13 protein-coding genes are annotated in these 11,673 nt (G+C 67.4%); 6 read left to right on the plus strand and 7 right to left on the minus strand.

What is annotated here, in order from left to right; translation table 11 throughout:
• Window positions 1–114: 114 nt before the first annotated feature.
• A complete protein-coding gene (locus J0J10_RS02690; protein ID WP_291645283.1) occupies window positions 115–894 on the minus strand; it encodes an alpha/beta hydrolase in 780 nt (259 codons plus the stop codon).
• 126 nt (window positions 895–1,020) lie between these two features.
• Here J0J10_RS02690 and J0J10_RS02695 point away from each other — a divergent pair, with 126 nt between their 5' ends.
• The 3 genes from J0J10_RS02695 (at window position 1,021) to J0J10_RS02705 (ending at window position 3,835) form a co-directional block, all read left to right on the plus strand.
• Window positions 1,021–2,244, plus strand: coding sequence for a glycosyltransferase family 4 protein (locus tag J0J10_RS02695; protein ID WP_291640710.1), 1,224 nt, complete (start codon window positions 1,021–1,023; stop codon window positions 2,242–2,244).
• Window positions 2,245–2,409: 165 nt separating this feature from the next.
• Entirely contained in the window at window positions 2,410–2,952 is a 543-nt protein-coding gene (infC, locus tag J0J10_RS02700; RefSeq protein ID WP_291640733.1) for a translation initiation factor IF-3, read from the plus strand.
• A gap of 151 nt (window positions 2,953–3,103) precedes the next feature.
• Complete coding sequence (locus J0J10_RS02705; protein ID WP_465247147.1) at window positions 3,104–3,835, plus strand: aldolase; 732 nt, start codon at window positions 3,104–3,106, stop codon at window positions 3,833–3,835.
• 7 nt (window positions 3,836–3,842) lie between these two features.
• On the opposite strand, the gene J0J10_RS02710 is transcribed toward J0J10_RS02705, so the two are convergent.
• The 5 genes from J0J10_RS02710 to J0J10_RS02730 all read right to left on the minus strand — a co-directional run bounded on the left by J0J10_RS02710 (window position 3,843) and on the right by J0J10_RS02730 (window position 8,573).
• Complete coding sequence (locus J0J10_RS02710) at window positions 3,843–4,472, minus strand: aspartate/glutamate racemase family protein (protein ID WP_291645057.1); 630 nt, start codon at window positions 4,470–4,472, stop codon at window positions 3,843–3,845.
• Between the two features lie 95 nt (window positions 4,473–4,567).
• A complete protein-coding gene (locus J0J10_RS02715; protein ID WP_291645059.1) occupies window positions 4,568–5,611 on the minus strand; it encodes an amino acid ABC transporter substrate-binding protein in 1,044 nt (347 codons plus the stop codon).
• A gap of 53 nt (window positions 5,612–5,664) precedes the next feature.
• Window positions 5,665–7,002 (minus strand): aspartate aminotransferase family protein, encoded by a 1,338-nt coding sequence (locus J0J10_RS02720; RefSeq protein ID WP_291645061.1) that lies wholly within the window; start codon window positions 7,000–7,002, stop codon window positions 5,665–5,667.
• Window positions 6,999–7,892, minus strand: coding sequence for a MurR/RpiR family transcriptional regulator (locus J0J10_RS02725; RefSeq protein WP_291645063.1), 894 nt, complete (start codon window positions 7,890–7,892; stop codon window positions 6,999–7,001). Before J0J10_RS02725 ends, J0J10_RS02720 begins: the two co-directional genes overlap by 4 nt.
• A gap of 87 nt (window positions 7,893–7,979) precedes the next feature.
• Window positions 7,980–8,573, minus strand: a complete 594-nt coding sequence (locus tag J0J10_RS02730) for a TetR/AcrR family transcriptional regulator (RefSeq protein ID WP_291640724.1) — start codon at window positions 8,571–8,573, stop codon at window positions 7,980–7,982.
• Between the two features lie 118 nt (window positions 8,574–8,691).
• Here J0J10_RS02730 and J0J10_RS02735 point away from each other — a divergent pair, with 118 nt between their 5' ends.
• From J0J10_RS02735 to rplT, 3 genes are all read left to right on the plus strand, one after another.
• Window positions 8,692–9,900 (plus strand): MFS transporter, encoded by a 1,209-nt coding sequence (locus J0J10_RS02735; RefSeq protein ID WP_291645065.1) that lies wholly within the window; start codon window positions 8,692–8,694, stop codon window positions 9,898–9,900.
• Window positions 9,901–10,060: 160 nt separating this feature from the next.
• Window positions 10,061–10,261: a 50S ribosomal protein L35 gene (gene rpmI, locus J0J10_RS02740; protein WP_066468280.1), complete on the plus strand. Its 201-nt coding sequence runs from the start codon at window positions 10,061–10,063 to the stop codon at window positions 10,259–10,261.
• Between the two features lie 28 nt (window positions 10,262–10,289).
• On the plus strand, window positions 10,290–10,664 hold the full coding sequence (gene rplT, locus J0J10_RS02745) for a 50S ribosomal protein L20 (RefSeq protein WP_291645067.1): 375 nt from the start codon (window positions 10,290–10,292) through the stop codon (window positions 10,662–10,664).
• A 204-nt stretch (window positions 10,665–10,868) separates the two neighbouring features.
• Here rplT and J0J10_RS02750 read toward each other — a convergent pair whose 3' ends face one another.
• Window positions 10,869–11,630 carry an LOG family protein gene (locus J0J10_RS02750; protein ID WP_291639197.1) on the minus strand — a complete coding sequence of 254 codons (762 nt, stop codon included), beginning with the start codon at window positions 11,628–11,630 and terminating at the stop codon, window positions 10,869–10,871.
• Window positions 11,631–11,673 lie beyond the last annotated feature (43 nt).

The following is an 11,673-nucleotide window of genomic DNA, read 5'->3' on the forward strand; positions in this document are numbered from 1 at the left end:
TTATGAATTAGAGCATGCTTGGCGCGAAAAACCGGGGCCACTTTTTCGCAGCATGCTCTAGGCGCCCACGCCGCTCGGCCTTTCGGCCGGGCGGAAAGGGCGCCGGGCAGGGCCTCAGACGGCTGCCGGGGCGCTGCCCTCGACGGCCGCGACGAGGCGCCCGATGTCCTCCGGCGTCGACAGGCGGTGGTCGCCATCCTTGACCAGGGTCAGCACCACCGGATCGTGCGGCAGATGCTCGACCAGCTTGAGCGCCTGACCATAGGGCACGTCGGGATCCCTCATTCCTTGCAGGATATGCACCGGGCAGCCGGTTTCGATCGGCTGGCCGAACATCAGGTGATTGCGCCCGTCCTCGATCAGCGCCCGCGTGATCGGGGTCGGCTCGGGAGAATAGTCAGACGGGCGCAGCCAGACGCCGTCATCGAGGATCGTTCGGCGAATCGCCTCGGGCATCTGTGCCCACATCAGCTCTTCCGAGAAATCGACCGCCGGCGCGATCAGCACCAGCCCGGCCGGTGCGCGTTCGGGGGCGATCTCGCGCAGCCGCCGCGTCGCCAGCAATGCGAGCCAGCCGCCCATCGACGAGCCGACGAGCACGGCCGGCCCGTCGACGCGGGCAACGAGCACGGCGAGCACGTCGTCGAGCCAGTCCGACAAGGTCCATTCTGCGAAATCGCCGCCTGATTCGCCGTGGCCGGCATAGTCGAAGCGGATGAAATGACGCCCCTTCGCCTGTGCCCAGCCGGCGAGCGCCTCGGCCTTGGTCGCGCGCATGTCGGACCGGAAACCGCCGAGCCAGACCACGGCCGGACCCTTGCCGGGTTGGGTCAGGACGGCGATCCTCCGGCTGCGCGCGCCCTCGCCGACGCTCAGAAATTGCGGTTGAGCCATATTCACCCTATCTCTCCTGTGACGAGCCGCGGGAATCTGCGCCGGGCCGCTGTGCTTCGCGCAAGCGCTATGCCCATCATGGCGCAGATAGCAAACCCGCCGTCTGCAAGAAGGCCCTTTCGAACGGTGACGACCAGTCTGCGCTCCGGCGCGCCACTTTCGCTACCCTCCACCGAAACCCACCCGCTGAGTGGGCGCACGGTGCTGCAGATCATCCCCGAGCTTGAAGCGGGCGGGGCCGAGCGTACCGCCGTCGACATCGCGGAGGGGCTGACCGAGGTCGGCGCCCGCGCCTTGGTCGCGACCGAGGGCGGACGACTCGTCGCCGAATTGCAGGCCAAGGGCGGGATCTGGCTGCCTTTCCCAGCGGCTTCCAAGAACCCGCTCGCCATGGCGCTGAACGTGCGCAAGCTCGCAAGGCTCTGCCGGCAGGAGCGGGTGGACCTCGTCCATGCCCGTTCGCGCGCCCCGGCCTGGGTCGCGCTGGCGGCGACGCGGGCCTTGAGACTGCCCTTCGTCACCACCTATCACGGCTCCTACAACAGCCGCTCGGTGGTGAAGAACCACTATAATTCGGTGATGGCGCGCGGCGACGTCGTGATCGCCAACTCCGCCTATACCGCCGATCTCATCCTGGCGCGGCACGGCTTCGCGCGCGATCGCATCCGCATCGTCAACCGCGGTACCGATTTCTCGGCCTTCGCGCCGGCGGCCGTCGGCCCCGAGCGGGTCAGTGCATTGCGCCGCGCCTGGGGCGTCGAGCCGCATCAGCGCATCGTCCTCCTGCCCGGAAGGCTCACCGGCTGGAAGGGGCAGAAGGTGATGATCGAGGCGGCGCGGCTGATGCGCGATGCCGGTGACGAGGATACCGCCTTCATCCTCGCCGGCGACGCCCAGGGCCGCGACGGTTATGTCCGTGAACTCGATGAGCAGATCGCCAGGGCCGGGCTGGAGAAGCGCGTGCGCCGGGTCGGCCATTGCACCGACATGCCCGCCGCGATGCTCGCGGCCGCGATCGTCGCCGTGCCTTCGACCGAGCCGGAGGCCTTCGGCCGAGTCGCCGTCGAGGCGCAGGCGATGGGCGTCCCGGTCGTCGTCTCCGATCTCGGTGCGGTGCCGGAGACGGTGCTGGCGCCGCCGCAGGTCGCGCCTTCCGAACGTACCGGCTGGCGCATTCCGCCCGGCGACGCGCCCGCATTGGCGGCTGCGCTGCAGGAGGCGCTGGCGCTGCGGCCATCCGCGAGGGACGCGCTGGCGCGACGGGCGCGCCTGCATGTCGAACGCCATTTCTCGCTGGCCTCGATGGTCAACGAGACGCTCGATGTCTATTGCGCCCTGCTCGGGCGTTGAGGCGCTGAACGGCTGATCCGGCTTTGCCGCTCCGCGCCGGCGGTGGAGCCTGGAATCCTTCGTTTTCGCTCACCATTTGACTTTGCCGTCCATTGACAACGCTACGCGTTGTGCAATGTGTCTGTTCAACGGCGCCCGAGGCGCCAGTCACAGGAGAATACAGCCATTCGTCGTCCGTTCCGTGCAGCACCCACCCCGACCAAGGACGGTCCCCGTTCCAACCGCGACATTCGTGGCGTGCGCGATGTTCAGCTCATCGATGATGTGGGCGTCAATCGCGGCGTCGTCTCGTTTTTCGAGGCGTTGAAGATCGCCGAGGATGCCGGTCTCGATCTGGTCGAGATCGCCCCGAACTCGGAGCCGCCCGTCTGCAAGATCCTCGATTATGGCCGCTTCCGCTTCCTCGAGCAGAAGAAGGCTTCGGAGGCGCGCAAGAAGCAGCGCACCATCGAGATCAAGGAGATCAAGCTGCGCCCCGGCATCGACAAGCATGACTACGACGTCAAGATGAAGGCGATGCACGGCTTCTTCGAGGAAGGCGACAAGGTCAAGGTGACCCTGCGCTTCCGCGGTCGCGAGATGGCTCACCAGGATCTGGGCGTGAAGGTGCTCGAGCGCGTCAAGGCCGATCTGGTCGACATCGCGAAGGTCGAGAGCGACTGGCAGCTCGAAGGCCGCCAGATGGTGATGGTGCTGGCGCCGAAGTGAGCTGCCGCTCCGTCATGCGAATCCCGACAGGCCCGGCCCGCGCGCCGGGCCTTGTCATGTCTGGTTGAGGTCGTCACCCTCGGACCTGATCCGAGGGTCTCATTGTCGAGAGATGGTCGGGTCACGCCCGACCATGACGCGGACCGACCCGATGCCCCAGCCGACCATGACCGAACAGCGCCGCGATCTTGCCGCCGCCTTGCGCCTCGCCGCCAGATTCGAGCTCAATGAGGGTATCTGCAATCATTTTTCGGTGGCGCTGCCGGATGGCCCGGACGGGCGCCCGCGCTATCTGATCAACCCCTATGGTGTGCACTGGTCGGAGATGCGCCCCTCCGACCTGCTGCTAATCGACGAGCACGGCCAGGTGCTGGAAGGCGAGGGCGAGGTCGAGGCCACCGCCCGCAACATCCATGTCGCCGCCCACAAGGCCAATCCGCGCCATGTCGCCGTGCTGCATGTCCACATGCCCTATGCCACGGCGTTGACCATGGTCGAGGGCGGCCGGCTGGAAATGGCGCACCAGACCGCCTGCCGCTTCCATGGCCGCACCCTTTACCAGGACCATTTCGGCGGGCTCGCGCTCGATGAGGGCGAGGGCGAGGCGATCGCCGCGGCCAATCGCGAGCAGGGCCATGTCGACATCACCTTCCTCGCCCATCACGGGGTCACCATCGGCGGGCCGTCGGTCGCGGTCGCCTTCGACGACCTCTATTTCCTCGAGCGTGCCTGCCGTCAGCAGGTGCTGGCCATGTCGACCGGGCGGCCCCTGAAACTGATTCCGGAGGGCGAGATCGAGGCCACGGCGCGCGAATGGCGCCAGGTGCTGGTCTATCAGGCGACCAAGCATTTCGAGGCGCTGCGCCGGATGGAAGGACTCTGAGCGGCGCTCAGCCCAGCAGCCGCCTCAGCTTCCTGACCGCGCTCTCCGGCGTCGTCAGCACCGGCTTTCCGGTCGCGGTCGCGACCGCAGGCGCAGCCCGTGCCAGGCTAAACTGGGCGAGCGCGATCACATCGCAATCCGCCAGCTCGCCCGCCGCCTGCGCCGCCAGCCGGTCATGCTCCGGCCCGTCGCCGCGGTCGAGCGCTGCGAGCGCACCCTCGGCCAGCTTGGGCATCACCGTCAGCGACGCCGGAAACTCCGGCGGCATCGACTGAAGCGTCGGCGCGAAGCTGGCGAGCAGGCCGATGCGGCCACCGAGCGCCTCCGCCTCCTCGATCATCGCCTCGTTCGGCTTCAGAACCGGCATCGGCGCAAGTTCGCGCTGCACCGCCTCGATGCAAGGGCCGAAGGCCGAGCAGGTGAAGAGGATGCCATCGGCCCCGGTGGCCTTCGCATAGCGGGCGAGGCTGAGGAAGCGCCCGGTCATCGCCTCGGAGATTCCGCCATCGCGGGCGAGATCGGCCGAGAGGCTGTCGTCGAGCAGGTTCATCAGCCTGGCTTCAGGCCACAGCCGCGCAAACGCCGCCTCGATCGGCGGCGGCGAATGGCGCAGGGCATGGATCAGTGCGATTCGCATTTGGAAGCCAGTCCCTTCGGCTCAGGTGGTTCAGCCCGGCATAAGTCGCGCCGGCGCATGCGGCCGGCGCGGTGTGTTTCGCGGAAGCCGCCGCTTCAGCGGATCGGGTGCGGGTATTGCAGCCCGCCCTTCGAGGCGAGATCGTTCAGCCCGCGCTTCAATTGCAGCTTCGAGCCCATGCCGACGTTGCGCTCGAAGCTCTCGCCGTAATTGCCGACATGCTTGATGATCCGGTAGGCCCAGTCGTTGCTCAGGCCGAGGCCTTCGCCGAACTTGCCCTCGACGCCCAGCAGGCGCTTGATCTCGGGATTGGTCGATTTCAGCATCTCGTCGACATTGGCCTTGGTCACGCCGAGCTCTTCGGCGTTGAGCATGGCGTAGTGCGTCCACTTCACCAGATTGAACCAGCTCTCATCGCCGCGCTTTACGGCCGGGCCGAGCGGCTCGCGCGAGATCAGGGTCGGCAGGATCATGAATTCGTCGGGCTTGGCGAATTTCAGCCGCTCGGCGGCAAGCCCGGAGGAATCCGTGGTGAAGGCGTCGCAGCGTCCCGCCTCCAGCGCCTTGACCCCTTCCTCATTGGTGGCGAAGCCGATGATCTCGTATTTCAGATTATTGGCGCGAAAGAAGTCGGCGAGATTGAGCTCGGTGGTCGTGCCCTGCGTCACGCAGATCGAGGCGCCGCTCAGCCCCTTGGCCTCGCTGACACCGAGGGACTTGCGCACCATGAAGCCCTGGCCGTCGAAATAATTGATGATCGGCCAGGACATGCCGGCCGAGGTGTCGCGCGACATGGTGTAGGTGGCGTTGCGGGCGAGCATGTCGACCTCGCCCGATTGCACCACCAGGAAGCGCATTTGCGGCGTCGTCGGAATGAACTTGATCTTGTTCGGGTCGTTGAAGATCGCCGAGGAGACGGCCCGGCAAAGGTCGATGTCGAGCCCGTCCCAGCGTCCGTCCGGACCCTGCAGGCCGAAGCCGGGCAGGGCGATATGGTTGCCGCAGATCAGCTCGCCGCGCGCCTTGACGCGGTCGAGCGTTCCCGACTGCGCCGCGGCCGGCGTCGAAAGCCCGATGGCTGCGAGGCCGATTGCGGCGAGGCCCGCCTGTTTCAGTCGTTTCACGCTCAGTTGTTTCATGGCAGTTCCCCTTGGTTGAGGCGGGCTCTTTGGCGGCCCGCCTGGTGGTCTTTTCAGGCCGGCTGCACCGCCCCCAGCGCCGCGTCGACCGCGTCGCCCAGCCGCTCGACGATGGTGTCGACGGTCGCGGCATCGATAATGAAGGGCGGGGCGAGCAGGACATGGTCGCCCGCCGTGCCGTCGACCGTGCCGCCCATCGGATAGATCATCAGGCCGCGCTCCATCGCCGCTTCCTTGATCCGGGCATTCAGTTTGAGTGCGGGGTCGAACGGCGTCTTGCTCGCGCGGTCGGCGACGATCTCGACGCCCCAGAAATGGCCACGCCCGCGAATGTCGCCGACATGGTGATGATTGCCGAAGCGCTCGCGCAGGCGCTGTTCCAGCCGGGCGCCCTGGCGCCGGACATTGGCGAGGAGGTCGTCGCGCTCGATCACCCTCTGCACGGCGAGCGCTGTGGCGCAGGCGAGCGGATGGCCGACATAGGTCTGGCTGTGCGGGAAGATGCCCGAGCCTTGCCGGACGGCTTCCGCGATCCGCTTCGAGACCAGCATGGCGCCGATCGGCGCATAGCCGCCGCCCAGCCCCTTGGCGATCGCCATCAGGTCCGGCGCCACACCCTCCTGCTCGCAGGCGTGCAGCGTGCCGGTGCGGCCCATGCCGCACATCACCTCGTCCAGGATCAGGAGCACGCCATGGCGGTCGCAGATCTCGCGGATGCGCTTGAAATAGCCGGGTGCCGCGGTCGCCGCGCCCAGGGTCGCGCCGACCACGGTCTCGGCGACGAAGGCGCAGACGGTTTCAGGGCCGAGCTCCAGGATTTTCGCCTCGAGTTCGTCCGCGACGCGCAAGCCGTATTGCTCGGCGGTCTCATCGGGGCGGCGGCCGCGATACTCGAAGCAGGGCGAGATGTGATGGCCCGGCATCAGCATGTCGGCGAAGGCGGCGCGGTCCTTCATCCGGCCGCCGACCCCGAGCGCGCCCAGCGTGATGCCGTGATAGCTCTGCCGCCGCGAGATGAAGTTGACGCGTTTCAGCTCGCCCGTCTCGATGAAGTAGTGCCGCGCCAGCTTTAGGCAGGCCTCGATCGCCTCCGAGCCCGAGCTGCAGAAATAGACCGAGCCCATGCCGGCGGGCGCCCGCGCGATCAGGTGGTCGGCGAGTTCCTCGGCGGCGTCGCTGGTGAAGAAGCTGGTATGGGCATAGGCGAGCTTGTCGATCTGCGCATGCATCGCGGCGAGCACATCGGGATGGCCATGGCCGATGCAGGAGACCGCGGCGCCCCCCGAGGCGTCGATATGCTCGCGGCCGTCGCGGTCGCGCAGCAGGACGCCGGTGCCGGAGGCGGCGACGGGATAGGTCTTGCCGAGGACCCGGTGCAGGACATGGCTCATTTGCGGCCTCGCTTGGCGGCTCTGGGTTGGTGGAAGGTGCCGGCGGCGTGAAGCTCCGCCTCGTGGCGGGCGATGGCGGCGAGAGCGGCTGTGCCCTTGTGCGCTGTCATCAGCGCCGCCAGGCATTCGACTGCGGCGAAGGCCGGCGTCATCGTGTGGAAGAAGGACGGCGTTTCGGTCCGCACCAGCACCGTCGCATCGGCGAGAGCGGCGAGCGGCGAGAGCGGGCTGTCGGTCAGCGCGACGAGTTTGGCGCCCTTGGCCTTGGCCAGTTCGGCGGCTTGCAGGGTCAGGCGTGTGTAGGGCGAGACCGACACGGCGAAGAAGACGTCGTCGGGGCCGATCCGCCGCAGCGCATCGATGCCGCGTCCGCCCGTGCCGTCCGCAAGCACCGAGCCGGCGCCGATCAGGTCGCGAATATAGTCGAGCATATAGGCGGCCGGGAAGGCCGAGCGCAGCCCGAAGCAGAACACCGTCCGGGCCTCGGCCAGCAGGATGGCGGCCCGTTCGAGCCGAGCCTGTGCGTCCGGTTCGCGCAAGGCCCTGAGATGCTCGGCGAGCGCTGCGAACATGTCCTGTGCGATCGCGCCGGCGCCCTCGTCGCCATGGCGCTGCATCAGTTCGCCGGCGCGGCCGGCAAAACCTTCCGGGCGCTGCCGCAGGGCGGTGGCATGGATCGCCCGCAACTCGTCATAGCCGGAAAGGCCGAAGCGCTGGGCGAGACGCGTCAGGGTCGCCGGCGAAAGGCTCGCCCGCTTCGCCTGCTCGCGCGTCGTCAGCAGCGCCACATCGGCGGGATGATCGAGCACCCAGCGCGCCGCCGCCTGCAATTGCTGCGGCAATTGCGCGAAACCTTCGGAGAGGGCGGCGGTCAGATGCGACTGGTCCACGCGCCGACGCTAGCAGGTCGGGTCTTGATATGAAACATCCAATTCAGAAGCCAGAAATGCGCGCGTTTGTTTCGTTTCCGCGAGGCGTCAGGGTCGGACCAGCAATCCTTCGAGCAGGGCGTCGAAGGCTGCGATCGCCTTCTCGGACGCGGCGCGGCCATCGGCTGCATGGGCGATCCACTGTGCCGCATGCAGCGTCGCGCCCGCGATCAGCCGGGCGGCCGCTTCGGGGTCGATGGGAAGGATGACGCCGGCATCGCGCAGCTTGCCGAGGCTGTCGGTCATCGAGCTGATGCACGCGCTCTGCGTCGGCCAGGTCCAGGGGTCGCCGAGCACTGCCGGTCCGTCGCGTAGGACGATGCGCTGGATCTCGGGTTCGAGCGCCATCTCGACATAGGCGGCGCATTCGTCGCGGAAACCGGTCCAGGGGTCCGCGGCGCGCGCGGAGACGGCGTTCAGCCGCTCGTTCATCTCGGCGTCGATCTCGGCGATCACCGCGGCGAGCAATCCCTTCTTGTCGCCGAAATGATGGTAGAGCGCGCCGCGCGTCAGCCCTGCCGAGGCCGTGAGATCGTCCATCGAGGTCTCGGCATAGCCCACCGTGCCGAAGGCGGCGCGTGCCGCCTCGATCAGCTTGGTGCGGGTCTCGGCGATCATCAGCTGGCGCGGCCTGCGGCCCATTCATGTCTCCTTTCGCATACGTCTCGTATGTTAATTGACATACGAAACGTATGCAATTAGACGTTCACATACGCGCCGTATGAGAATATCGCTGCGTCGCGACGGAGAATCTCAGTCAATGCCCAATCCTTACCGCGAGATCTTCCGGGCGCCCGGCGCGATCGGCTTCTCGGCTGCCGGCTTCGTCGCCCGCCTGCCCTTGTCGATGGTGACGATCGGCATCGTCACCATGCTTTCGCAGGCGCGCGGCGAGTACTGGCTGGCCGGTAGCGTCGCCGCGACCTTCGCGCTCGCCAATGCCCTGATCGCGCCGCAGATCTCGCGCCTGGTCGACCGTCATGGCCAGAGCCGCGTGCTGATCCCCGCGACGCTCGCGACCCTGGTCGCGCTCGCGGGGCTGATGCTGGCGACGCGCCTCGAGGCGCCCAGCTGGGTGCTCTTCCTGTTCGCCGCGCTTGCCGGTCTGGAGCCGAGCATGGCGGCGATGGTGCGAGCGCGCTGGACCGAGATCTATCGCGGCACGCGGCATTTGCGCACTGCCTTCGCCTTCGAATCGGTGGTCGACGAGATGGTCTTCATGATCGGCCCGGTGCTGGCGATCGGCCTCAGTGTCGCCTGGTTCCCGGAAGCCGGCCCGCTCGCCGCTACCATCCTGCTCGCCGTCGGCATGGCGCTTTTCGTCTGTCAGCGCGCGACCGAGCCACCCGTGCATCCCCAGGCGGCCAGCGCCGAGGGCTCGGCGATCCGACTCGGAGCCGTGCGTGTCGTCGCCCTGGTGATGGTCGCCGTCGGGGCGATCTTCGGCACGTCCGAGGTCACGACCGTCGCCTTTGCCGAGGCACAGGGCGACAAGGCGGCCGCCAGCCTGGTGCTCGCCGCCTATGCCGCCGGCTCGCTGATCGCCGGCCTCATCTTCGGCGCCCTGCATCTGCGCCTCTCGCTGGCGCAGCAATTCGTCCTCGCCATCGCCTTTTCGGCGGCGACGACCCTGCCGCTGCTCGCCATCGGCTCGCTCTGGTCGCTGGCCGCGGTGCTGTTCGTCGCCGGGGCCTCGATCTCGCCGACCGTCATTGTCGCCATGGCGCTGGTCGAGCGCCACGTGCCGCCCTCCAAGCTGACGGAGGGGATCACCTGGGTCATGACCGGTGTTGGCGTCGGACTGGCCCTGGGTTCGGCGGCGTCGGGTTGGCTGATCGACAATTACGGCGCAGCAGCCGGTTTCAGGGTGTCGGTCGCCGGCGGCTTCTCCGCGCTCGCCATCCTGCTGCTCGGCCTGCGCAGGCTGTCGGGCGACGCCTCGGACAGGGCGCGTCCGGCACTGGTCTGAGCGGGCGGAACGGCCGCGCTTGCAACAAGGCGGCCTTTCTGTCATATGCCCAGCCTTCGATCGCCCGGCTGATAAGGGCTGCCGTGGCGATCGTTATTTGCTTCCCGAAGCAAAATTCAAGCGGCGCCATTCGCGCGCTCGCGACCTATGAGGAGCTGAAATGCCCAAGATGAAGACCAAAGCGGCCGCCAAGAAGCGGTTCAAGATCACCGGAACCGGCAAGGTGCTCGCAGCCCAGGCCGGCAAGCGTCACGGGATGATCAAGCGGACCAACAAGCAGATCCGCAACCAGCGTGGCACGACGACCCTGTTCGAGGGCGATGCTGCCAACGTGAAGAAGTTCTTCCTCCCCAACGGCTGACGCCTGACAACCTTTCCGGAGATCAAACATGGCTCGCGTGAAACGGGGCGTTACGTCCCACGCCAAGCACAAGAAGACACTGAAGGCCGCCAAGGGCTTTTATGGCCGCCGCAAGAATACGATCCGCGCCGCCAAGGCGGCCGTCGATCGGTCGATGCAGTATGCCTATCGGGACCGCAAGAACCGGAAGCGCACCTTCCGCGCCCTCTGGATCCAGCGCCTGAACGCTGCGGTGCGTGAGCACGGCCTGACCTATTCGGTCTTCATCGGCGGCCTGACCAAGGCCGGCCTCGAGCTCGACCGCAAGACCCTGTCGGCCCTCGCGATCGACGATGCCGCTGCCTTCGCCGCGGTCGTCGAGACGGTCAAGGGCGCGCTCGGCGCCGAGGCCCAGGCCGCCTGAGCGGTCTGACCTGATTGGATTGCGAAAGGCCGGCGGAAACGCCGGCCTTTTTCTTTGCGTGGTTCGCAAGCTCGGCCCTCATCCTGAGGAGCGGACGAGGTCCGCGTCTCGAAGGATGATCGATGAGGCTCGCGAACTATCTGGACCATCCTGAGGCGCTGCTTTGCAGCGCCTCAGGATGAGGGCTGTGAGAACAGGCGGCCGCTAGGTCTGCACATTGTCGGCTGCGGCCGGGATCCAGTCGTCGCCGGCGCCCTCGACGATCCTTGCATAGGCCTCCTCCGGCGAGTCGGCGTAGCAGAACAGTGCGAGGTCTTCCTTGCGGATCAGCCCGGCTTCGGCCAGCCGCTCGAGATTGAACAGGCCCTTCCAGAAGCTGCTGTCATAGAGAATGACCGGAACGGGCGACATCTTGCCGGTCTGGGTCAATGTCAGGATCTCGAACAATTCGTCGAGCGTACCGAAGCCGCCGGGGAAGGCGACCAGCGCCGCAGCCCGCATGGCGAGGTGCATCTTGCGCATCGCGAAATAGTGGAAGCGGAAGGTCAGGTCGGGCGTCGAGAAAGCGTTCGGGTCCTGCTCGTGCGGCAGGGTGATGTTGAAGCCGATCGATACCGCGCCCGCGTCGCCGGCGCCGCGATTGGCGGCTTCCATGATCCCGGGGCCGCCGCCTGTGGCGATGACGTGATGGCGGCCGCCGGGGCCCTCGTCGAGCGCGCCGCCGCGCTCCGAGGCGATCCGGGCAAAGGCGCGCGCCGCCTCGTACCAAGGCTCGCCCTCGCGCACCCGGGCCGAGCCGAAGACGACGATGGTCGAGAGAATGCCGCGCGCCCTGAGATGATCCTCCGCCTTCTGGTATTCGAGCATGAAGCGCGCCCCGCGGGTGGAATCGCCGAGGATGAAGTCCTGGTCGAGCGCGGCGAGGCGATAGGAAGGCGAGTTCTTCTGGGCGCGGTTCTCGGTCATGTCGGCATCTCCATACTGTCCTCCTGCATAGCCGGGCAGGGGG

Origin of the sequence: Allobosea sp., from assembly GCF_017308075.1 — a bacterium.
Taxonomy (GTDB): Bacteria; Pseudomonadota; Alphaproteobacteria; order Rhizobiales; family Beijerinckiaceae; genus Allobosea.

Coding starts and splice junctions, on each gene's coding strand:
- J0J10_RS02730 (WP_291640724.1), bottom strand. CDS start 8,573: ATGGGCCGCAGGCCGCGCCAGCTGATGATCGCCGAGACCCGCACCAAG.
- J0J10_RS02690 (WP_291645283.1), bottom strand. CDS start 894: ATGGCTCAACCGCAATTTCTGAGCGTCGGCGAGGGCGCGCGCAGCCGG.
- J0J10_RS02735 (WP_291645065.1), top strand. CDS start 8,692: ATGCCCAATCCTTACCGCGAGATCTTCCGGGCGCCCGGCGCGATCGGC.
- rpmI (WP_066468280.1), top strand. CDS start 10,061: ATGCCCAAGATGAAGACCAAAGCGGCCGCCAAGAAGCGGTTCAAGATC.
- J0J10_RS02720 (WP_291645061.1), bottom strand. CDS start 7,002: ATGAGCCATGTCCTGCACCGGGTCCTCGGCAAGACCTATCCCGTCGCC.
- J0J10_RS02715 (WP_291645059.1), bottom strand. CDS start 5,611: ATGAAACAACTGAGCGTGAAACGACTGAAACAGGCGGGCCTCGCCGCA.
- J0J10_RS02705 (WP_465247147.1), top strand. CDS start 3,104: ATGCCCCAGCCGACCATGACCGAACAGCGCCGCGATCTTGCCGCCGCC.
- rplT (WP_291645067.1), top strand. CDS start 10,290: ATGGCTCGCGTGAAACGGGGCGTTACGTCCCACGCCAAGCACAAGAAG.
- J0J10_RS02750 (WP_291639197.1), bottom strand. CDS start 11,630: ATGACCGAGAACCGCGCCCAGAAGAACTCGCCTTCCTATCGCCTCGCC.
- J0J10_RS02710 (WP_291645057.1), bottom strand. CDS start 4,472: ATGCGAATCGCACTGATCCATGCCCTGCGCCATTCGCCGCCGCCGATC.